The organism is Actinokineospora sp. NBRC 105648, from assembly GCF_030269645.1.
GTDB lineage: Bacteria > Actinomycetota > Actinomycetes > Mycobacteriales > Pseudonocardiaceae > Actinokineospora.
In genome coordinates this window covers 29507-49335 of sequence record NZ_BSTR01000049.1, presented here as the reverse complement: position 1 = coordinate 49335, position 19829 = coordinate 29507, and the positions used below count along the sequence as shown (strand labels likewise).

Annotated in this window: 23 protein-coding genes; 8 read left to right on the top strand and 15 right to left on the bottom strand. The window is 71.1% G+C overall.

The genetic code is table 11. The annotated features are described in order from the left end of the window. Nucleotides 1–12 precede the first annotated feature (12 nt). Entirely contained in the window at nt 13–1347 is a 1335-nt protein-coding gene (locus QSK30_RS30085) for a PPE domain-containing protein (RefSeq protein WP_285508015.1), read from the top strand. A gap of 8 nt (nt 1348–1355) precedes the next feature. Continuing rightward, complete coding sequence (locus tag QSK30_RS30080; RefSeq protein WP_285508013.1) at nt 1356–2123, top strand: ESX secretion-associated protein EspG; 768 nt, start codon at nt 1356–1358, stop codon at nt 2121–2123. 70 nt (nt 2124–2193) lie between these two features. Here the strand turns inward: QSK30_RS30080 and QSK30_RS30075 are convergent, their stop codons facing one another. The 10 genes from QSK30_RS30075 to QSK30_RS30030 all read right to left on the bottom strand — a co-directional run bounded on the left by QSK30_RS30075 (nt 2194) and on the right by QSK30_RS30030 (nt 12342). Continuing rightward, nucleotides 2194–3414: a beta-ketoacyl-[acyl-carrier-protein] synthase family protein gene (locus QSK30_RS30075; protein ID WP_285508011.1), complete on the bottom strand. Its 1221-nt coding sequence runs from the start codon at nt 3412–3414 to the stop codon at nt 2194–2196. Then, nucleotides 3414–3644, bottom strand: a complete 231-nt coding sequence (locus QSK30_RS30070) for an acyl carrier protein (RefSeq protein WP_285508010.1) — start codon at nt 3642–3644, stop codon at nt 3414–3416. The genes QSK30_RS30075 and QSK30_RS30070 overlap by 1 nt, the downstream gene beginning before the upstream one ends. Before the next feature lie 52 nt (nt 3645–3696). After that, nucleotides 3697–4668: a ferritin family protein gene (locus QSK30_RS30065; RefSeq protein ID WP_285508008.1), complete on the bottom strand. Its 972-nt coding sequence runs from the start codon at nt 4666–4668 to the stop codon at nt 3697–3699. A 19-nt stretch (nt 4669–4687) separates the two neighbouring features. Then, nucleotides 4688–5194 carry a hypothetical protein gene (locus tag QSK30_RS30060; RefSeq protein WP_285508006.1) on the bottom strand — a complete coding sequence of 169 codons (507 nt, stop codon included), beginning with the start codon at nt 5192–5194 and terminating at the stop codon, nt 4688–4690. A gap of 24 nt (nt 5195–5218) precedes the next feature. Continuing rightward, entirely contained in the window at nt 5219–5707 is a 489-nt protein-coding gene (locus QSK30_RS30055; RefSeq protein WP_285508004.1) for a type II toxin-antitoxin system RatA family toxin, read from the bottom strand. Between the two features lie 4 nt (nt 5708–5711). Further along, nucleotides 5712–7034 (bottom strand): aspartate aminotransferase family protein, encoded by a 1323-nt coding sequence (locus QSK30_RS30050; protein WP_285508003.1) that lies wholly within the window; start codon nt 7032–7034, stop codon nt 5712–5714. Nucleotides 7035–7040: 6 nt separating this feature from the next. Next, nucleotides 7041–8180 (bottom strand): acyl-CoA dehydrogenase family protein, encoded by a 1140-nt coding sequence (locus QSK30_RS30045; RefSeq protein WP_285508001.1) that lies wholly within the window; start codon nt 8178–8180, stop codon nt 7041–7043. A gap of 21 nt (nt 8181–8201) precedes the next feature. Next, on the bottom strand, nt 8202–9857 hold the full coding sequence (locus QSK30_RS30040) for an aldehyde dehydrogenase family protein (protein ID WP_285508000.1): 1656 nt from the start codon (nt 9855–9857) through the stop codon (nt 8202–8204). A gap of 92 nt (nt 9858–9949) precedes the next feature. Then, nucleotides 9950–11386, bottom strand: coding sequence for an MmgE/PrpD family protein (locus QSK30_RS30035; protein ID WP_285507998.1), 1437 nt, complete (start codon nt 11384–11386; stop codon nt 9950–9952). Continuing rightward, complete coding sequence (locus QSK30_RS30030; RefSeq protein ID WP_285507997.1) at nt 11383–12342, bottom strand: diacylglycerol/lipid kinase family protein; 960 nt, start codon at nt 12340–12342, stop codon at nt 11383–11385. The genes QSK30_RS30035 and QSK30_RS30030 overlap by 4 nt, the downstream gene beginning before the upstream one ends. 173 nt (nt 12343–12515) lie before the next feature. On the opposite strand from QSK30_RS30030, the gene QSK30_RS30025 reads away from it, so the two are divergent. From QSK30_RS30025 to QSK30_RS30015, 3 genes are read left to right on the top strand one after another with little or no spacing between them, the layout of a single operon-like run. Next, nucleotides 12516–13517, top strand: coding sequence for a bifunctional lysylphosphatidylglycerol flippase/synthetase MprF (locus QSK30_RS30025; RefSeq protein WP_285507996.1), 1002 nt, complete (start codon nt 12516–12518; stop codon nt 13515–13517). 13 nt (nt 13518–13530) lie between these two features. Then, nucleotides 13531–13674 carry a hypothetical protein gene (locus QSK30_RS30020; RefSeq protein WP_285507995.1) on the top strand — a complete coding sequence of 48 codons (144 nt, stop codon included), beginning with the start codon at nt 13531–13533 and terminating at the stop codon, nt 13672–13674. Between the two features lie 13 nt (nt 13675–13687). Beyond that, nucleotides 13688–14770 carry a fatty acid desaturase family protein gene (locus QSK30_RS30015; RefSeq protein ID WP_285507994.1) on the top strand — a complete coding sequence of 361 codons (1083 nt, stop codon included), beginning with the start codon at nt 13688–13690 and terminating at the stop codon, nt 14768–14770. 24 nt (nt 14771–14794) lie between these two features. Here the strand turns inward: QSK30_RS30015 and QSK30_RS30010 are convergent, their stop codons facing one another. From QSK30_RS30010 to QSK30_RS30000, 3 genes are read right to left on the bottom strand one after another with little or no spacing between them, the layout of a single operon-like run. Next, the gene (locus QSK30_RS30010; RefSeq protein WP_285507993.1) at nt 14795–15151 is read right to left on the bottom strand and encodes a hypothetical protein; all 357 of its coding nucleotides are present in this window, start codon (nt 15149–15151) and stop codon (nt 14795–14797) included. Further along, nucleotides 15148–15369 (bottom strand): hypothetical protein, encoded by a 222-nt coding sequence (locus QSK30_RS30005; RefSeq protein WP_285507992.1) that lies wholly within the window; start codon nt 15367–15369, stop codon nt 15148–15150. Before QSK30_RS30005 ends, QSK30_RS30010 begins: the two co-directional genes overlap by 4 nt. Before the next feature lie 42 nt (nt 15370–15411). Continuing rightward, a complete protein-coding gene (locus QSK30_RS30000; RefSeq protein WP_285507990.1) occupies nt 15412–16581 on the bottom strand; it encodes a saccharopine dehydrogenase family protein in 1170 nt (389 codons plus the stop codon). A gap of 98 nt (nt 16582–16679) precedes the next feature. On the opposite strand from QSK30_RS30000, the gene QSK30_RS29995 reads away from it, so the two are divergent. Further along, on the top strand, nt 16680–17147 hold the full coding sequence (locus tag QSK30_RS29995; protein ID WP_285507988.1) for a helix-turn-helix domain-containing protein: 468 nt from the start codon (nt 16680–16682) through the stop codon (nt 17145–17147). Between the two features lie 2 nt (nt 17148–17149). Next, a complete protein-coding gene (locus QSK30_RS29990) occupies nt 17150–17707 on the top strand; it encodes a PIN domain-containing protein (RefSeq protein ID WP_285507986.1) in 558 nt (185 codons plus the stop codon). Nucleotides 17708–17722: 15 nt separating this feature from the next. Here QSK30_RS29990 and QSK30_RS29985 read toward each other — a convergent pair whose 3' ends face one another. Further along, nucleotides 17723–18064, bottom strand: a complete 342-nt coding sequence (locus QSK30_RS29985) for a hypothetical protein (protein WP_285507984.1) — start codon at nt 18062–18064, stop codon at nt 17723–17725. A 1-nt stretch (nt 18065) separates the two neighbouring features. After that, on the bottom strand, nt 18066–18293 hold the full coding sequence (locus tag QSK30_RS29980) for an SCO4848 family membrane protein (protein WP_285507982.1): 228 nt from the start codon (nt 18291–18293) through the stop codon (nt 18066–18068). A 90-nt stretch (nt 18294–18383) separates the two neighbouring features. Between QSK30_RS29980 and QSK30_RS29975 the strand changes: the two genes are divergently transcribed. Continuing rightward, nucleotides 18384–19724 (top strand): D-alanyl-D-alanine carboxypeptidase family protein, encoded by a 1341-nt coding sequence (locus tag QSK30_RS29975; protein WP_285507980.1) that lies wholly within the window; start codon nt 18384–18386, stop codon nt 19722–19724. The last annotated feature ends 105 nt before the right edge of the window (nt 19725–19829 follow it).

The following is a 19829-nucleotide window of genomic DNA, read 5'->3' as shown; positions in this document are numbered from 1 at the left end:
GGAGGCACCGAGGTGACCAGACCGGGTTGGCGGCACGTCCCGCGTCCGAACGTGAACTACCAGGCGCACGACCACGACGCGCTCAAGGCGATGACCGACCCGGCGGACGTGGGCACCGCCCAGAAGGTCGCCGACGAGTGGAAGAACCTGGGCGCCGAGCTGCGCCAGGCCGGAATCGCCATCCAGGAGGCGGTCGTCGGGTCCGAGGCGAGCTGGACCGGCCCGGCCGGGGACGCCATGCGCTCCCGGTTGCGCGAGGTCGCGGAGTGGAGCGTGCAGTCGGGGAAGCACTTCAGCGCCGCCTCCACGGCGATCTCCGGGCAGGTCGACGCCGCCGAGTTCGCGCAGACCACCATGCCCAAGCCGGTCCCGTACGACCCCGGGCAGATGTACCGCGACGCCTTCCCGAACCCGTTCAAGATGGTCGCGCTCACCTGGGAGATCCCCCAGCGCTACGCCGAGCACACCGCCGCGCACCAGGAGGCCGTTCGGGTCGTCGAACGGCGTGACCTGCTCATGACCGCCTCGGCCGCCGCCGTCCCCGCTTTCAGCGCGCCGCCTGAGTTGCCCGACGGCACCACCGAGCCCCCGGATCGGGACTCCGTCGAGGGACGCGGTCAATGGGGTGTCACGAACAGCCACGGCGGGCGGGACGGGTACCCGCGGCCGAGCACCAAGCCGGGTGACCAGGTCGGCGGGTCGTCCGACCGGACCGGGGGTGGCGGCCGGGATGGCGGTTCGGGCGGCTCCGAGCGGCCCGGTCCGACCGGCACCCAGCCGCCCGGCGGCGGTCCTGGCGGCCCGAGTGGCCCGGGAAACCCAGGTAGGCCTGGCAATCCCGGTGGCCCCGACGCCGGCACCAACCCGGATCGGTTCGCGCCACCGTCGGGCGGTGGTCTGCCCACCGGGCCCGACCTGGTCAACGGTGTTCGCCCCGGTCCAGTCGACGCGAGCACCGGCGGTCACCCCAACGGGTTGTCCGGCGGCTTCACCCCGGGCGGCTACGACCCGGGTGCGGCGGCGCGATCCGGTGGTCTCTCAGGCCGAGGGGGCGCGGGCGGCGGCGCGAGTGGTGGCGCGGGTGGTGCACACGGTTCCGGTGAGCGCGGTGGTGCGGCACGGACCGGGGTGGGCACTCCTGCCGCTGAGGCGGCAGCGGGGCGCGCGGGTAGTGGCCCGGCAGGCGGCCGCAGTGGCGCGATGGGTATGGGCGGTGCCGGTGCGGGCACCCGGGGCCAAGGCGAGGAAGACGACGAGCACACCCGGGCCGCCTACCTGCTGGAGGCCGATCCGGACTCGATCTTCGGTACCGACGAGCGGACCGTGCCCCCGGTGATCGGCGGTTGACGCCGCCGATGAGACCGGTGGCCGACCTCCCGCCCGCGGCCTTCGACGTGCTGTGGGACGACCTGCGGCTGGGCCCGCAGCCGTTCCCGCTCCAGGTCGCCTGCCACGGCGACACCCTGGACGAACGGGCCCGCATCAAGGCCGCCGTGTACGCCGAGCTGGACCGTCGCGGCCTGACCCGCGCGGGTGCACCGGTACCGGAACTGGTGAGCGGGCTGCGGCTGCTGGCTGCCCCGGACATGACCGTCGACTTGGTCGTCCTGCACAACGCGGAATCGGACGCGCGGCCGAGGGCGGTGGTGGCGACGCGCGGGCGGCACGCGGTGCGGGCCGTGCAGACGGCCCGGGCGATCCACCTCGCCGAGGTGCGCGACACCGCTGTTGTGGCATCCGTGTTGGAGTTGCTCCCCGCGTGCAAGCCCGGACCCGGCCGGTCGATCACCGTGCCCGCCTCGGCGGCACAACCGCAGGCGAGCGGTGGGTACACCGAATCGCTGACGGGCCAGGCCGCGCACCGCGTCGCGCTCAGTCACCTCAGTGCGGTCATGCAACGCCCGATCCAGCGAGCGGGCACGCTCGGCGTCACCGTCCGCGATGCACAGGGCAAGCCACGGCGGCACCCCGGCCTGCTCTGGCTGGACAACGACCAGGGCCGCTACCTGCTCAGCACCCAACACACGACCGACGGCGAGGACTGGACCACCCTGTCCCCCGCCGACACGGCGCGCTTCGGCGCGCGCATCACCGAGATCGTCGCGGCACTGCGCCAGGACTAGCGGCACCACAAGCCGAGACGGTGGGACCCCCGGGGGGTTCCACCGTCTCGGCTTGTGGCGTTCGGAACCATCACGCGGCGGCGAGGGCCAACACCGCGTTCTGGCCGCCGAAGCCGAAGGAGTTGCTCAGCACCAACCCCTGGCCCACCGGCGTGGCCGCGAAGGCCACGTCGATGTCGATCCGCGGGTCCAGCCGCTCGGTGTTGGCCGTCGGCGGGACCAGCCCGTTGGCCAGGGCGAGCAGGGAGAACACCGCCTCCGCGGCCCCCGCGGCACCCATCATGTGCCCGGTGACGCCCTTGGTGGAGGTCACCAGCGGGCGGTGCGGCAGCACCCGGGCGAGCACCTGCGCCTCGACCAGGTCGTTGAGCGGGGTGGAGGTGCCGTGCGCGTTGACGTGCACGACATCGGCCGTGGTCGCCTCCGCCTCGGCCAGCGCCGCCTCGATCGCCGCCCGCACACCCCTGCCGTCCGGGTCCGGCGAGGTGATGTGGTGGGCGTCGGCCGTGGCGCCGTAGCCCAGCACCCGCCCGCGCACCCGCCGCCCGGCCGCCTTCGCGTCCGCGGCCCGTTCCAGCACCAGCATCGCCGCGCCCTCGGCGCCGACGAAGCCGTCCCGGTCCAGGTCGAACGGCCGCGACGCGGTGCTCGGGTCGTCCCGTTTGGACAGTGCGCCCATCCGGGCGAACCCGGCCATGGTCACCGGGTTGAGCAGCGCCTCGGTGCCCCCGGCCAGCACGATGTCGCACCGGTCGCGGGCCAGCAGGTCCCGGGCGATGCCGATCGCGGTGGCCCCGGACGCGCACGCCGTGGCCACCACCATGTTCGGACCGCGGGCGCCGAACTCCATGGCGACCTGGCCCGCGGCCATGTTCGACAGGTGCATCGGCAGCAGCAGCGGGGACACCCAGGCCGGGTTCTCCTCGAGCAGCACCCGGTGCTGGGCCTCGAAGGTCTCGGCACCGCCACCCGCGCTGCCGATGACCACCCCGACCCGGGCACCGTCCCAGGTCGCGGTGTCCAGACCGGCGTCGGTCACCGCCTCCTTCGCCGCCACCAAGGCCAGCTGCACGAACCGGTCCAGCCGGTGCGCCCGGCGGCCACCGAGTAACGCAGCGGGATCGAAGCCCGGCACCCGGCAGGAGATCGAGACCGGGTTGTCCGCCAGTACGGGGTCGTGGGCCGCGGCCGAGCGGCCCGCCACGACGGCCGCCCAGCCTGCCTCGACCCCGATGCCGCCGGGGGTGACCAGGCCCAGCCCGGTCACCGCGACGTCGTCGGGGCCCGCCATCAGACCGTCACGCTCCGCTCGTTCATCAGGGCCACGATCTCGCCCACGGTGTCGACCTCGATCAGCTCGTCGTCGCTGATCTTGAGGCCGAGCTCCTTCTCCAGCACCAGCGAGAGCTCGACCACGGCCAGCGAGTCCAGCTCGACGTCCTCTTTGGACGCCTCCAGCGTGATCTGGTCCGGGGAGATCTTGAGCTTGTCGACGAGGATGGTCTTCAGCGTCTCGAACACGGCGATTCTCCTTAGCGTCGTTCAGGGTTAGAGCGGGGGGACTTCGAACCGACTACGCGGGCGGACCGGAGAGCCAGTCGGTGGGCAGGCCCATGTAGGCCATCCGCGACTCGGCCATCTCGTCGGTCCACCGCTCCGCCGCGTCGTAGCGCTCGTCGGGGGTGGTGTCGAGCATCCGCACACCGGGCCACAGCTCGTAGTCGCCGATCAGGTCGGCCTGCTGGTGCATGCCCTTCTGGAAGAGCTCCTCGCGGTGGATGACGTACTCGCGGTCGGGCACCTCGTTCCACAGCTGCCGACCGGCCTCGAGGATCTCCAGCAGCCGCGGCTTGTACTCCGGGGTCTTGATCAGGTGCTCGCGCAGGATGGAGCTGCCGACCACGAGGTGGCGGATCTCGTCGATCGAGGTGCCCCGGGAGATCTCGCCCGCCGCCGGGTTCAGCACGCCCCACTTGCGCTCGCTGAGCTCGGCCGCGGGCGCCAGCACGCCCTCGATGACGATGGTGAACACCGCGACGCCACCGTAGAAGTCCTTGCGGTCGCGGACGATGTCGAGCGAGTACTCCTCGACCGGGTTGAGCACGCGGCGGCGGTAGTCGGCCGTCATGTCCTCGATCTCGGCGAAGACCTTCTCCTGCGGGATGCCGAGCGAGACCAGGTGCTGGCGGAACACCCGGGAGTGCCGGGCCTCGTCGATGAGCTGGGTGGCGAAGAACTCCATCTCCGGGATGCCCGGGGCGTTGGCCACGTAGTGGGCGAGCAGGCGGGTGGCCAGCTCCTCGGACAGGGCGCGGTAGCCGAACTCCAGCACGAGCGCGTCGCGCAGCGGCCCGTCCTCGAGCATGAAGTCCGGGATGACCGCGTCCGGGCCGTGCCCGGTGGCACCGCGGCCCGCCAGGGTGCCCTGGGCGACATCGGTGAACCAGTAGGCGAGGTCGCAGTGCTCGGCGGTCAGCACCAGGTTCTTGGCCCCGTCGAGCAGGGTCGGCGCGGCGTCGAAGTCGGCTTCGGGGGCGATGGTCACGACTGTCCCTTTCGGATTCTCAAGCGGCCGGCTGCAGGGCGGGGGTCTTGGCTTCCTTGGGTTCGTGCCCCTTGGGCGCCTTCTCCTTGACGCCCAGCGCGTCGAGCATCTTCTGGTACGCGGGCTGGGCCTCCGGCTCGAACGGCAGCGCGAACGGCTTCATGAAGTTGCCGAACAGGCCGCGGTCGCCGAACAGGTGGAACGGGATGATCAGCAGCGCCCACTCGGGGCCGACGGTCAGGCACCAGATGAGGATGACCGCGCCCTGGGTGATGAAGCTGTGCATGAAGTTGTAGAGCACGTAGTAGATCTTCGGCACCGGGCCGCCGTTGGCCTTCTTGTAGGCGATCGCGCCCGGCAGGTAGCCGATCACGTCGATGTAGAAGAAGCCCGCGACGACGACCCACCAGCGCAGCTCGCTGAAGTTGGCGATCATCAGGCCGGTGACCACGGCGACGCCGAAGAGGTACTCGGCGCGGTGCAGTTGGAAGGTCTTGGGGGTCTCGTAGGGGTTGAGCTGGTCCATGTCTGGCTCCTCGGGCGGAACTGGCTACTGGCCAGGGGTCGCCGCGGCGACCGGCTGGAGCTGGAGGTCACCGGCGAAGGTGACCTCGGGGAAGGAGCCGTCGATGGCCCAGGCCACCGTCTCCCGGATGACCCGCTCGGCGATCGGGTCGAGGATGCCCTCCATCGAGGGGATGCCGAAGTCGAAGTCGGCGGCGAAGCGCACCGTGGTGTCCGCGCCGTCCTGGACGAAGGTCCAGGCGCCCTCGAAGGTGTCGAAGTCGCCGTCGTCCTGGGTGAAGGCGACGGTCAGGGTGTCCAGGTCGAAGGTCTCGGCCTCGGTCCAGCGCAGCAGGCCGCTGCGGAAGTGCAGCTCCCAGCTGGAGCTGCCGGTGGTCGAGGGCAGGCTCTGGTGCACCTCGGTGGCCCGCACGTGCGGCGCCAGGTGCGGGTAGCGGTCGAAGCGCACCAGCTGGGCCAGCACCACCTCGGCCCGCTGGTGGAGCACAGTGGCTTCCAGTTCGACGTGTCGCACTTTCCTACCGCCCTTCCGGCATGGTGGCCGACCCCGTGACGAGGTCCTTGGTGGCCTGGTCGATCGCATTGAGCAGGAACTCCACGTCGGCGGGGGTCAGGATCGCCGGCGGGGTGAAGCGCACGACGGCGCTCCCGGTCATCGAGTGGTTGGCGACCACACCGGCGTTGAACAGCTCGGTGAGCAGCTCCCCGGCCAGGCCCGGCTCGGCGAGCTCGACGCCGATCAGCAGGCCCTGCCCGCGCACCTCCTTGACCAGGTGGCCGATGTTGCGGGTGACGATCTCGGTGATCCGCGGCAGCAGCGCGGCGCCGAGCTCGGCGGCGCGGGTGACCAGCCGCTCCTCCTGCAGGGCCCGGATCGAGCCGCGCACCGCGGCCATCAGCACCGGCATGGCGGCGAAGGTCCCGGTGTGCAGGAAGGGGTCCTTGTCGAAGGGCTTGTACGCCTTGCGGCTGGCGATGGCCGCGGACACCGGCAGCACGCCGCCGCCGAGCGCCTTGCCCGCCAGCAGCACGTCCGGGGTGACGCCGTCGAAGTCGGCGCCCCACCACTCGCCCAGCCTGCCCATCCCGGTCTGGACCTCGTCCAGGATCAGGAAACCGCCGTACTCGCGGACCAGCGCCTCGACACCGCGCAGGTACCCCGCGGGCGGGATGATCACACCCGCCTCGCCCTGGACCGGCTCGAGGATCACCGCGACCTGGCCCGGGTGCGCCTTGAGCTCGGCCTCGAGCGCGTCGAGGTCACCGTAGGGCAGGTGGGTGAAGTCGGGGATCAGCGGGCGGAACGGGTTCTGGTAGACGTCCTTGGCGGTGGCCGAGAGCGCGCCGAGCGACTTGCCGTGGTAGCCGTTGACCATCGACACGGTGCGCTTGAACCCGTTGGCGCGGGCCAGCTTCAGCCCGGTTTCCACCGCCTCGGCGCCGGAGAGCGAGAAGTGCACGCGGTCGAGGCCCTTGGGCACCACCGAGCACAGCTGCTCGGCCGCCTCGGCGGCGGTGGGCTCGAGCAGGATCCGGGTGCCCATCGGGTTGTCCCGGAGCTGTCGCTCCACTTCGGACAGCACGATCGGGTGCCGGGCGCCGAGGATGAACACCCCGTAGCCGCCGCAGTTGAGGAACCGCTCGCCGTCGCTGGTGGTGATCCAGGCGCCGTCGGAGAGGTGCTCGACGTGGCTGCCGAGCAGCTCGGCGAGGGTGACCCGACCCCGGCTGAGGTGGGTGCGGTAGAGGTTGAGGATGCGCTCGTCGTAGGCGCTGTGGTTCTCGACGGCGCCGTGGGCGGGTGCGGTCTGCGTGGTGGGCGCGTCAGCGATGGCGGTCATGGTCGATCAGCCCAGTTCCAGGTCGGCGCCGTTGTAGTACGCGACCAGCGCCTCGGCGACGCTGTTGCGCGACGGCGGGTGGAAGGCCAGCGGGCGCACGCCGGTGGCCAGTCGCGCGCTGTCGGCCGAGGTGATGAAGTCCAGGCCGCCCAACAGCTCCAGCGCGGTGGCCGTCGACTCGGCGATGGCCTGCTGCGCGGCGAACCTGGCGACCAGCGCGTTCGCGACGGCCTCCTCGCCGTCGACCCCGTCGAGCACGCCGCGGGCGGCGCCCTCCAGCACGGCGAACGCGGACTCGACCTTGATCACCAGCTGCACCTGGTCGGTGGCGCTGCCGCGACCGCGCTTGAGCACCTTCTCCACCAGGGCGGAGGCGGCGCCGACGTACCCGGCCGAGATCAGCAGCTCGAACCAGACGAACCCGGCCAGCTGCAGCGCGACCATGCGCTCGGGGTCCTCGGCGGTGGTGCGGATGACCAGGTCCTCGGGGACGAAGACGTCGACCAAGCGCACCTCCTCGCTCTCCGCGGCGGCCAGGACGTCGTTGCCCCAGAACGGGTGCACCGAGATGCCCTCGGCGTCCGCCGGGATGAGCGCCATCGCGAGCTCGGGCTCACCGGTCGCGCCCGGGACCGCGATCGAGGCGGTGAGGTAGTCCATCGACTTCGACAGGCTGCACGGCTTCTTGGTGCCGCTGAGCCGGTAGCCGCCCTCGACCGGGACCGCGGTGACGGCCGGCACCAGGATGTTCTGCTCGGTGCGCCCCTCGGCCCAGCCCGAGGCCAGGATCTTGCGGCCGGGCACCACGCTCTTGAGCAGCTCGACCTGCGCGGCGCTGAGCCGACCCTCGGTGGGGGCCAGCGCGTACAGGGTGGCGGCGGTGAAGTGGTGCATGGTCGCCGCGGCGGCCAGCGACGGCGACAGCGAACCGATGGCCCGCATGACCTGCACGGCCTCCACCAGGTCGGCACCGTGGCCGCCGTGCTCGGTGGGGACCAGCAGGCCGACGCCGCCGTGGTCGCGGAACAGCTCGATGACCGGGCTGCCCGGGGTCTCGCGCTCGGCGAAGGTGAGCGCGTCGAGCGCCTTGACCAGGCCGGGGTGGAACTGCTCGCAGACCTCGCGAGCGGAGTCGAGGGAACGCACGGGAACTACCTCCAGCTGGGGTTAAGCGTCGCCGAAGACGGCTTGGCGGGGACGGATTCCGGTGGCGACGCTCACGCCCTGCACGTGCGAGGTCTTGAGCATCGGGTAGTTGGCCTCGCCGAAGACGCCGCCGGTGAGGCCGGTGCCGCCGTGGCTGGGCAGGTAGGGCAGGAAGCCGATGTGCGAGTCGTTGACCTTGAGCAGGCCGCCGTTGACCACCCGGGCGACGAAGGCGTCGATGATCTCGTCCGAGGCCGCCCACACCGAGTTGCGCAGACCGTAGGCGTTGGTGTTGACGAACTCGATGAAGTCGTCGAGGTGCTCGGAGTCCCCGGCCGCGGCGGGCACGATCACCGGCAGCAGCGGGAAGAACGTCTCGTGCTTGACCATGTCCAGCTCGCGGGCGGTGTCCAGACCGTCCACCCGCAGCACGGTGGGCTGCAGGAACACGCCGGTGTCCGACGGGGTGCCGTCGATCTCCATCCGACCGCCGCCGGTGACCAGCACCGCGCCGTTCTCGATGGCCTGCTTCTGCAGGGCGAAGAACTTCTCCGCGCGGCGCACCGGGGAGAGCAGCACGCCCTCCTCGTCCGGGTAGCCCGGGCGGATGTCGACGATCTGCTCCTGGATCTTGGCCAGCAGCTGCTCGGCGACCTCGGGGTGCACGACCACGCAGTTGGGCACCATGCAGATCTGGCCGGAGCCGTAGAAGCACTCCAGGATCGCCTCGACCGCGGCGTCGAGGTCGGCGTCCTTCCACACCACGATGGTGTCGTTGCCCGCCAGCTCCAGGATCGGCTTCTTGCCGTTGGCGATGCAGCGCTCCTGGAGCTTGAAGCCCTCCTCCGAGCCGCCGATGAAGAAGATGTCGTTCACCAGCGGGCTCTCCACCCACCGGTCCATGGTCTGCTTGGGGTTGCTGCAGATCACGTTCAGCACACCCGCGGGCGCGCCGACCTCCTCGAGCAGCGGCGCGATCAGGTCGCGGCACAGGTACATGGTGGACAGCGGGATGCTGCGCGGCGCGCGCACGACCACCGCGTTGCCCGCCATCAGCGGCAGCACGGCCAGCGCGGCGCTGGGGCCCGCGGCGTTCTGCGGCGGGTTGAAGCACACCACGCCGTCGGGCTGGCGGCGCACGATGAGCCTGCGGCTGCCGTGCTGGAACTCGGTGTGCATGCGCTGCGAGTACCAGTCCAGGCTCTCCGGGCCGTAGACCTGCTGCAGGCAGCTGAGCTCCCAGCGGGCCAGGTTGACCGGGTGCGACTCGGCGATGAGCAGCTCGAGGAACTCGTCCTGGTTGTCGACCAGCGTCTGGCGGAACAGCTCGCCGAGGCGCATCCGCTGCTTGAGCGGCACCGCGGCCCACTCCCGGGTCGCGTCGGCGGCGGCCTGCAGGGCCTCGTCGATGTGCTCGGTGGTCGCGACGCCGCAGCGGCCGACCACGTACCGGTGCTGCGAGGCCTCGTCGTCGGGGTTCTTCTCCAGGGCCCGCTTGAGGCTGATGCTGGTGAACACGTCCTCCAGCAGCGAGGCGGCGCTGGTGGTGTAGACCCAGCCGTCGCCCGGGACGTCCTTGCCGCCGATGAACAGGTCGTAGCTGCGCAGCGGGGTCTGGCGGCCCGTGCCGACCGTCCCGCCGGACAACTGGCTTGGGTCTTGCTCGAAAAGCATCATCACATGCCCTTCCCGGTGCATTCTTGCCCGCGCGGTACGGTTCGACTCTCGCATCCGAATCTGACCGGCTCCTGACACGCTATTGATCCGGACTAATTCGGACCCAATGCTGACAAGATCCATTCCCGCAATTCGACAGCGGTCATGGAATCGAGTTTCCCGGCCTGCTCGGCCACCTCGGCGCGACCGCCGGTGGCGGTGAACTTGGCCCGCATGAGCTCGGCGTGCCGGGCGCGGGTGTCCGGGCCCGCGGCGCCCAGCGGCACGGTCTGCTCGCCGCGCAGCGTCCGGCCGTCGCGCAGCCGCACGGTGACCCGGGCCGGGGTGGCCTTGGCCGCGTGGGCGAAGTCCGGCCGCGGTGGGCCCTGGTCGGCCAGCGCGACGAGGTCGTCGCCGCCGAAGGCGCGCAGCCAGTCGTGGCCCGCGGCGCCCGCGTGCCGGATGGCCTCGCCGAACGGCGCCTCGGCCGCGAGCAGCTCCCTGGTCATCGCCGGGTCGTGCGCGAGCCGGACCCGGCCCGCCAGGTCCCAGTGCCGCTGATCGTCGAGGTCCTCGACGGTGAAGTGGCCGGTGACCAGGGCGGTGGCGACGGGGTAGGCGACGTTGAGCACCAGGGCGCCCAGCGGCGTCGCCGGGCCGTCGAGGTAGCGGCGGGAGGTCTTGTCGGCCATCAGCGTGTACGCCGAGGCCTCGACCAGCACGTCCTCGACGTCCTCGGCCACCAGCGGCCCGAGCCGGGCGGCCACGTCCACGGCGGCGTCGATCCCGGGGCCGCCGGGGTGCAGCTTGAACGAGAGCGTCTCGGTGTGCCAGCGCTCGCCCAAGCCGTGGTCGACCAGCTCGGGTAGCGGAGCGGTGGCGAACCTGGCGAGGAAGCCATCCGGGTGTTCGAGCAGGTCAGGAGCACCCTTGAGGCCGACCCGGGCCGCGTCGACGGCGTCGTTGGCGGTGCGCACCGGGGTGAGGGTGCACAGCAGGCGGGCGTCGCTGGCCAGGAAGGCGCGCAGCAGCGGCCAGTTCGGCATGGCGAAGGCGAGGGCGAACGCGTCGGTGTAGGTGTCCGCGTCGGCGCCCTCGCACTTGAGCCTGCCCGCGACCGTCCCGGCGAGGTGGGTGTGCACCGCGCTCTGGCCGCGGAGCGGGCCGAGGGTGGCGGCCGCGGTGATCCGGGCGGCGCACTCATTGGCTGTGATCACGGCTGTGACCAGGTCGGACCCGTCCAGCCCGGCGGCGAAGGCGAGCGGGACGGCGACCGTGGAGTTGGACAGGTGCCCGGCGAACGCGGTGTCGTCGAGGTTGAGCCAGGAGCCGAGCCCCGCCAGGACGGCTGCGGCGGCCTTCGGGTCGTTTTGGGTGGGCGACCCGAAGGCTCTTATCAACTTCTGGCCAAGAGGGTGCGCGGCGCCCGCGCGGATAGACGCGATCTGCGAGAGCACCTGGCTGACGGCCAGTTCCCGCACTCTTACCGGGATGTCTTCCGCGCGCAGCCCGGCCGCCCACGCGGCCAGGCGCTCTAACCGGGTGCTCACCACAGTTCCCGTTGCGTGCTCGGCGGCACCACCGCGGGGTCGCACCACACGCGCAGCGCGCCGGAGAGGACCTGCAAGGACATGCCGTTGGCGACGTCCTGCTGCAGCTCGCCGTCGTGCTCGAAGACCAGGGCCTGACCGTCGGTGCGCAGCACCTCGATCCGGCTGCCCCGGCCGTAGAACACGCCGGGTTCGCCCAGGTGGTCGCCGTTGCGGACCAGGTCGGGGACCCGCTGGACCGGCACCTGGGCGCTGACCACGACCACGTCGAGCAGCCCGTCACCGAGCTCGGACAGCGGCAGCAGCAGGTACTGCCCGCCGCGGTAGCGACCACCGCCGACGTTGGCCAGGATCGTCCGTCCCTCGAACAGCACCTTGCCGTCGACGATGACCTGCCCGGGGTAGGGCTCGAACGCGGCGGCGGCGTCGGAGAGGGCCTGGGCGTAGCGGGCGCGACCGGTGAGCACGGTCTGCTTGGCGTGCACCAGGGCCTCGGCGACGACGCCCGAGCAGGCCCCCAGGAACACCAGGGCGCGGGTCTCCTCGATCCGGGCGAGATCCAGCCTGCGCGGCTCGGCGGTCCCGGCGAAAACGCTTGCGAGGGCGTCCGACCAGGACTTGTCCGCCCAGAGCATCCGGTACGCGGAGTTGCCGGTACCGCCAGGGATGATCATCAGGTTGGCCGTGGACGTGCCGACCAGGCCCTCGACGACCTCGCGGACCGTGCCGTCCCCGCCGATCACCACGACCAGGTCGGGCGGGTGCACCTCGGCGAGCGCGCGCTGCACGCTCTCGGTGGCCTCGCCGCGGGCGGTCGTGATGTGCAGGGTCGTCGGCGCGAACGCGCCGCACTGGTCCCGGACCCCGGCCAGCAGGGCGCTCGTGGCGCTCCCCGCCGTCGGGTTGGCGATCACCAGCACCCGGGTGGGGGCCTGGCTGGGCTGCGGCCCGGTCATCGGCTCTCCTGACTTTCCTCGCGCGAGATTCACCGGACACCGATGACCATGGCCGCCCATTCTGACAGTGCCCTGATACCGCCCTGACAATTCGAATACGTGGGGTTTCCAAGGCAATTTCCCCGGTGTTCTACTGACCCAAGCCGCCAGAGTCGCCAGAAAGGGTGCGTACGGTGACGACCACAGTCAGCAGGACCGAGATCCCGGCGCTCGACGCAATTCGAGCGCACACCCAGGCCGAGAACGCCTCGGCGTTCCTCGCCCTCAACGCCCGCACCGAGACGTTCACCAGCCCGGTGGCCGAGGGTGCCATCGCCTACCGCCGCGCAGGCGGCTACCTCGTGCAGATCGGCGGCGCGTTCGCCCCGACCGCCGACTACGAGGCCCTGCTGACCGCGTTCCTGGCGCACGCCCGCGCCGAGGGGCTCAAGGTCGTCGCCGTGCAGCTGCAGCGCCACGACGCCGAGATCTACGCCCGCAACGGGTTCACGGTGAACCAGATCGGCGCGTCGTGGGCGGTGTCGCTGCCGGAGTTCTCGTTGCGCGGCACCAAGTTCATGCAGCTGCGGAACAAGATCTCGCGCGCCCACCGCAACGGGCTGGTCGTCACCGAGGTCACCGCCGACGGCTACACCGGCCCGATCGCCGACATCGACCGGCAGTGGCTGGGCTCCAAGGGCGAGGACGCCCACCAGCTGGAGTTCCTGGTCGGCGAGGTCGGCGGCGACGGGCAGCCGCACCGCCGGATGTTCCTGGGCACCATCGAGGGCAGCCCGGTCGGCTACATCTCCTACTCCCCGGTCTACGGCACCCGGCACGGCTGGATGCACGACCTGAGCCGCCGGATCCCGCACGAGTCCCCGGGGATCATGGAGGCGATCAACGCGCACGCCATCGAGACCTTCCGCGGCGAGGGCGTGCCGTGGCTGCACTTCGGCTTCACCCCGTTCACCGGCCTGGACTCCACCCAGGAGATCGCGGGCCACAGCCTGGGCTTCCAGTGGCTGATGCACGCGCTGTTCGCCCAGGGCGCCGACCTCTACCCGGCGCAGACCCAGCTGGCCTACAAGCAGAAGTGGGCCCCGACGCTGGTCATCCCCGAGTACATCGGGTTCCAGGACCGGGCCTCGCTGGCCGGTTTCGCGCACGTCTTCCGCGCCTGCGGCGCGTTCTAGGAGGTCTGGAGAAATGTCCACTGAGGAACTGATGCAGGCCACCGTCGGCGCGCTGTTCGGCATCTTCGGCGCGCCGGACGACCCGGCGGTCGCCGAGGCCGCCGACGACACCCTGGCCGCACTGCACGACAGCCTCGCCGCCGCCGCGGGCAACTAAGGAGCGCAAGAGTATGTCCACCAACGCCCTCGACTCGGCCCCGCCCTCCGCCCCGGCCCAGTCGGCCACCTTCACCGAGCTGCTCAAGCGGGTGAAGAAAGAGGGTCTGCTCGACTTACAGGCGGGCTGGTACTACCGCCGGATCGCCCTGAACATGGGGATGTTCCTCGCCGGTGTCGCCGCGTTCTTCGTCGTCGGCGACTCCCCCTGGCAGCTGCTCATCGCCGTCTGGTGCGGAGTGTGGTGCGCCCAGATGTCGTTCATGTTCCACGACGCCGGGCACAAGTCGATGTTCCGCGCCCGCCAGTCGGCCACCGTGGTCGGCTACACCCACGCCAACCTGGTCAACGGCTTCAGCTACGGCTGGTGGGTCAACCACCACAACCGGCACCACAGCCACCCCAACCACCTCTCGCTCGACCCGGACATCGGCCGCCGCACGGCGATCTTCGACATCAAGCAGTACGCGACCCGCACCCCGGTGCAGCGGTTCATCGTGCGCTACCAGGCGGTGCTCTTCTTCATCCTGCTGACCCTCGAGTCCTACAAGATGCAGAAGACCGCGGTGAAGATGATCGCCAAGCGGGGCGAGCTCAAGCAGCCGCTGCTCGAGCTCGGCCTGATCCTGCTCCGCCAGGCGATCTACCTCACCTGCCTGTTCACCGTCCTGAACCCGGTGCTGGCCATCGGCTTCCTGCTGGTGCAGCAGGCGGTCATGGGTGTCTACTTCGGAATGATCTTCGCCCCGAACCACAAGGGCATGGAGATCCGCGACGGCGAGGAGGAGACCCTGGACTGGCTCGAGCGCCAGGTGCTCACCTCGCGCAACATCAACCCCTCGCCGCTGATGGACTTCATGTACGGCGGCCTGAACTACCAGATCGAGCACCACCTGTTCCCGGCGATGCCGCAGAAGTCGCTGGCCAGGGCCAGGGAACTGACCATCGAGTACTGCCAGGAGAAGGGCATCCCCTACCACGAGCTCGGTTTCTGGGCCTCGTACAAGGAGGTGGCGAACTTCCTGCACGACGTCAGCGCCCCCGCCCGCCACGGCGAGGTCACCGTCGAGAACGGCGTCCTCAAGACCGCGGCCTGAGTTCCCCCGCCGGAAGCCCCCGCCTCACCGGCGGGGGCTTCCGGCTTTCAGCTGCACCGCCGCGAGGGCCAAGAAGCAAAGCAGGAAGGCCGCGTCACCCAGCGAGCCCCACGAGGTCACACCAGCCAGACCAAGCACCCCGCGCACGACGACCAGCGCCAAGAACACCAGGGTCAACACGAGTCGCCAACCCCGCGGCGCGGGCTGCCGCATGGCGCGGTCGCGCTTGCGGACCATGAACACCAGCACCGGCACCACCAGGACGAGGCCCGCGTACCGCAGCCACCACAACCCGGTCATCTTCTCCAGACCGGCACCGAGTACCCCGGCCGCCGCGGCGGTGGCGACGAACGCCAGGGCGAAGAGCGCGCGCTTGCTCACCGGTCCTCTTCCGATTCCCTCTTCAAGCGCCGGATCTCGGAGACCGCCAACAGGGCGATGCCCCCGACGATGACGACGAGCAGGCCGACGGCGAAGATCATCGACCACCGTTCGGGCCCGACCAGGTCGGCCATGGCGTCGTAGAAAACCTTGAGCAGCAACCACAGTGCGCTGCACTCCACGACCGCGACCAGCACCCGTACCCAGCGGCGTCTCATCGGCTCCCCCCAGAACTCGCCGGTGAGGTGCCCCGACCAAGATCAGTCCAAACGGCGGAACCTGATCCCGGCGGCGATCAGCCGGTCCAGCAGCGCGTCGCCCATCGCGACGGCGGTGGTGACCTGGCCCGAGGTCGGCGGCAGCTCGTCGACGGCCAGGCACATCGCGGCCTCGGCCAGCATCTTGGAAGTCTCGCCGTAGCCCGGGTCGCCGCCGGAGACCTCGGTGACGACCCGGTGCCCACCGCCCTCGGCGTGGAAGACGACCTTGAACCACGCCTTGTCCCGCTGCCGCGCCGTCGGCCCGTCGCCCGCCTTCTTCCGCCCCAGCAACCAGTTCCGCGCGGGCGGCAGCTGCGCGAGCGCGACCAGCCCGGCCACACCACCGACCAGCCCCACCGCCACCGGCAACCGCTTGACCGCGACGTAGTGGCCGTAGGAGAACTCCGACCCGTACCGCTCCAGAGCGCGCGCGGACCGCAACACCACCTGCGGGTCGATCGATGGCATCGGCAACGCCCACCCGATGTCCTTGACGTGCTTGGGTTTCCCCGCGGTCCCGCGCACCCGCCGAACACCGCGCCCCTCGACCTTGCGGCGCTGAGCCGCCGTCCGCGCCCCCTGCCGCAACCGCGAGAATGCGGTGATCGCGGAGTGGAACGTGCCACCGGAGAAGGTCCCCGAGGCGCGCACGAACCCCTCGACCGCGATCGGCACCCCCTCGGGCAGCTGCTTGACGGTGAAGTAGACACCGAGGTCGTGCGGGATGGAGTCGAACCCGCAGCAGTGCACCAACCGCGCACCGGTGGCCACCGCCTTGGCGTGGTGGCGCAGGTACACCTGGTCGACGAACTCAGGCTCACCGGTCAGGTCGACGTAGTCCGTCCCCGCCTCAGCACACGCGGCCACCAGCGCGTCCCCGTAGGTGATGTAGGGCCCGACGGTGGTGATCACCACACTGGCCGCCTCGGCCACCGCCCGCACCGCGTCCCGGTCGCCCACATCGGCGACCAACAGCTCGAGCTCGGCCAACGCCGGATCGATCATCGCGGCCAACCGCCCCCGAACCGCGACCAGCCGGTCCAGGCTCCGCCCAGCCAACCCCCACCGCAGCCCGGCGGGCGCGTGCCGGGCCAGGTACTCGGCCGTCAGCTCACCGGTGAACCCGGTGGCCCCGAACAACACGACGTCCAACCCGCGACCGGTAGCCATCCACCAACCCTACCCAGCGGTAACCCGGGCGGCCCACCACCTGGCAACTTTCGTTTTTTTCGATTAGTCTGTGGTCACCGCCCACTCCGGAGGAAACGATGACCGCCGCCATGGAACAGCACACGGTGCTGCCCCCGGAGCACCCCGGCCCCGACCTCGAGGCGCTCACGAGGCTGCTGGCGCCCCAGCAGGGGCGCGCCAAACTCGTCGCCCCCGACGGCGCCGAGGTGGAGCTCCCGGACGTCGTCTACCGGATCCTGCGCCAAGTGGTCACAGCGATGTCCAACGGCCTGGCGATCACCGTGGCGCCGCACACGATGCTGCTCACCACCCAGCAGGCCGCCGACCTGTTGAACATCTCGCGGCCCACCCTGGTGCGCCTGCTGACCGACGAGGTCATCCCGTTCGAGACCCGCGGCCGCCACCGCCGGGTCCGCCTGGTCGACGTCGTCGAGTACCAGGAGCAGGCCAGGGTCACCCGGCGCGCGACACTCGATCGGATGACACAGGACGCCGAGGCGGAGGGCCGCTACGACTCCGGGGACGATTTCATCCACACTCGCTAGCCGTGCCCTTCCCGTCCTTCCTCGACGCCTGCGTCCTCGTCCCCATGCCATTGGCCGACCTGCTCTTGCGCATGGCCGAGGCAGACCTCTACCGGCCGCTCTGGTCGGAGGAGGTCCTCGACGAGGTCACCCGAAGCCTGCCCAAACTGGGCGTGACACCGCTCGCGGCGGCTCGTCGCGTCAAGCAGATGCGCGACACCTTCCCCGATGCGGCCGTCCCGGGGTGCGAGTCGCTCGTCTCCGTGATGCGCAACCACCCCAAGGACCGCCACGTCCTGGCCGCGGCCGTCCGCGCCAACGCCGAACTGATCGTGACGGCCAACCTCCGCGACTTCCCGCCGGACGCGCTCGACCCCTATGACATCGTCGCGGTCCAGCCGGATGACTTCCTGCTGGACCAGTTCGACCTCTACCCCGAGGACACGCTGCGCTGCCTGCGCGAACAGGTGGCCGCGTTGCGCGAGCCGCCGGAGTCGATGAACGCGTTCCTCACCCAGTTCGCGAAGACCGCGCCGACCTTCGCCTCAGCGGTGCGGGACCACCTGGACGACCGGACCTGAGCGGCCCGTCGCCGCTCACGTCCAGAAGACCGCCAGCCCCACGTTCAGCACCACCAGGCCCACCAGGGCCTGCGGCAGCCACCCCGGGTTCTGCTTGCGGGCCGTGTACAGGAACGCCAGCCCGGTGATCACCACCAGCACCACGAGCTTGACCCCCAGCTTCACGTGGTTGTACTCGGCCCCGGTCAGCGGGGACAACCCCATCAGGGCGATGCCGGTCACCAGTTGTAGACCGGCGCCGTGCAGCCAGCCCTTGTTCACCACATCGGGCGAGCGCCGCTGGACCAGGAACGCGCCCACCAGCACCCCCATGCCGAGCAGGTGCAGGAAGACCAGCAAGTGTCGGACGAACTCCACGTCAACTCCTCCGTCGCGTGACCCAGGCCCGCCAGCCGATGACACCGATGATCGTGCCGAACGCCAGTGAGGCGGCGGTGAGCAGGGCGTGCACGACGAAGAACGCCGTCGGTCCGGGGGCGAACGAGCGCGGGTCGGCCCAGATGTTGCGCAGGAACATCGGCCAGATCACCCACGACCAGACCCCGAAGGCGAGCAGGAACAGCGCGGACCGGCGGCTCAGCGTCACACCGGCAGTATCCAGCGCCGATAGCGCGGCGCCACGTGTGGGTGACAGGGCGGATCGTGGCCGGATCGTGACAGGCCCTAGTCTGCAGGGGTGCGCTTCACAGCCCGCAGGACCGTGCCCGCTCTGCTTGCCCCGCTGTGCGCCCTGATCGTCGCGGCCCTGCTCGCGACGCCCTGGGCGGCGGCGTCGACGAAGGGTCCCCGCAAGGCCCAGCAGACCACCGCCGGTCAGCCGCCGACGCAGAACAGCGCCCAGTGCCAGAACCACGACCGGCCGCCGCCCCCGGTGGACACCTCCGAGGAGCCCAAGCCGGGCCAGCCGAGCCCGCAGGCGCTGCCGGTGCCCGACGAGCCGGTCGGCGGCACCCGGATGGGCGAGTGCGGCGTGATCGCCCCGGCAGGCGCCAAGGCCGTGATCGCCGGTGAGGTCATCTCCGCGTCCTGGGTGATCGCCGACCTGGACACCGGGGCCGTGCTGGCCGCCAAGGACCCGCACGCGCGCGAGCGGCCCGCCTCGCTGATCAAGACCCTGCTGGCGATCGCGGTCATCCGCGAGCTGCGGATGGACGAGGCGGTCACCGGCACCCAGGAGGACGCCGACCAGGAGGGCACCAAGGTCGGTGTCGGCCCGGGCGGCCAGTACACCGTCCGGCAGCTGCTGTTCGCGCTGGTCATGCGCTCGGGCAACGACGCCGCGCACGCGCTGGCCCGCCAGCTCGGCGGGGTCCCCGCGGCGCTGGACAAGATGAACGCCCTGGCCAAGGAGCTGGGCGCGCTCGACACCCGGGCCGCCACCCCGTCCGGGCTGGACGGCCCGGGCATGAGCACCTCGGCCTACGACCTGAGCCTGGTCTACCGCGCGGCGATGAAGCACAAGGAGTTCGCCGAGGCCGTGGGCACCAAGTCGATCGACTTCCCCGGCTACGGCACCAAGCCCGGCTACAAGGTGGTCAACGACAACAAGCTGCTCGGCCGCTACCCCGGCTTCCTGGGCGGCAAGACCGGCTTCACCGACGACGCTCGGCACACCTACCTCGGCGGCGCCAAGAAGGGCGACAAGCGCATCGCGGTGGTCATGATGCGCGGCGAACTGAACCCGGCGCCGCTGGCCGAGCAGGCGGCCAAGCTGCTCGACTACGGCTTCGCGCTGGCCGCCGAGTCGGCCAAGCCGGTCGGCGAGCTGGTCGACCACGCCCCGGAGGCCCAGCCCAAGCAGGGCACCGGGATGGGCACCGCGTCCACCCAGGCACCCGAGCCCACCCCGGCGGCGGCGATCGAGGACCGCGAGGTCGCCGACACCCAGCGCTCCGCGTTCGGCAACTACGGCGCCCCGCTGGTCGGTCTGGCGGGCGTGGCGGTCCTGGCCTCGTTCGCGCTCTGGTTCCGCCGCAAGCGCGCCAAAGCCGCCCGCGCCCGCCGCGCCGCGGCCTGATCCACCGGTTCACCGCACCTACGAGGTAAGTCCTCGGGCCAGGGAGTGTCCACAGCGGGGCTCGGCCCGCTCACGGCACCGATGGCGCGCGGTCGCACGACCACG

Coding starts and splice junctions, on each gene's coding strand:
- QSK30_RS30005 (WP_285507992.1), bottom strand. CDS start 15,369: ATGAGACGCCGCTGGGTACGGGTGCTGGTCGCGGTCGTGGAGTGCAGC.
- QSK30_RS30075 (WP_285508011.1), bottom strand. CDS start 3,414: ATGGCGGGCCCCGACGACGTCGCGGTGACCGGGCTGGGCCTGGTCACC.
- QSK30_RS30000 (WP_285507990.1), bottom strand. CDS start 16,581: ATGGCTACCGGTCGCGGGTTGGACGTCGTGTTGTTCGGGGCCACCGGG.
- QSK30_RS30040 (WP_285508000.1), bottom strand. CDS start 9,857: ATGATGCTTTTCGAGCAAGACCCAAGCCAGTTGTCCGGCGGGACGGTC.
- QSK30_RS30050 (WP_285508003.1), bottom strand. CDS start 7,034: ATGACCGCCATCGCTGACGCGCCCACCACGCAGACCGCACCCGCCCAC.
- QSK30_RS30080 (WP_285508013.1), top strand. CDS start 1,356: ATGAGACCGGTGGCCGACCTCCCGCCCGCGGCCTTCGACGTGCTGTGG.
- QSK30_RS30020 (WP_285507995.1), top strand. CDS start 13,531: ATGTCCACTGAGGAACTGATGCAGGCCACCGTCGGCGCGCTGTTCGGC.
- QSK30_RS30060 (WP_285508006.1), bottom strand. CDS start 5,194: ATGGACCAGCTCAACCCCTACGAGACCCCCAAGACCTTCCAACTGCAC.
- QSK30_RS30015 (WP_285507994.1), top strand. CDS start 13,688: ATGTCCACCAACGCCCTCGACTCGGCCCCGCCCTCCGCCCCGGCCCAG.
- QSK30_RS30030 (WP_285507997.1), bottom strand. CDS start 12,342: ATGACCGGGCCGCAGCCCAGCCAGGCCCCCACCCGGGTGCTGGTGATC.
- QSK30_RS29995 (WP_285507988.1), top strand. CDS start 16,680: ATGACCGCCGCCATGGAACAGCACACGGTGCTGCCCCCGGAGCACCCC.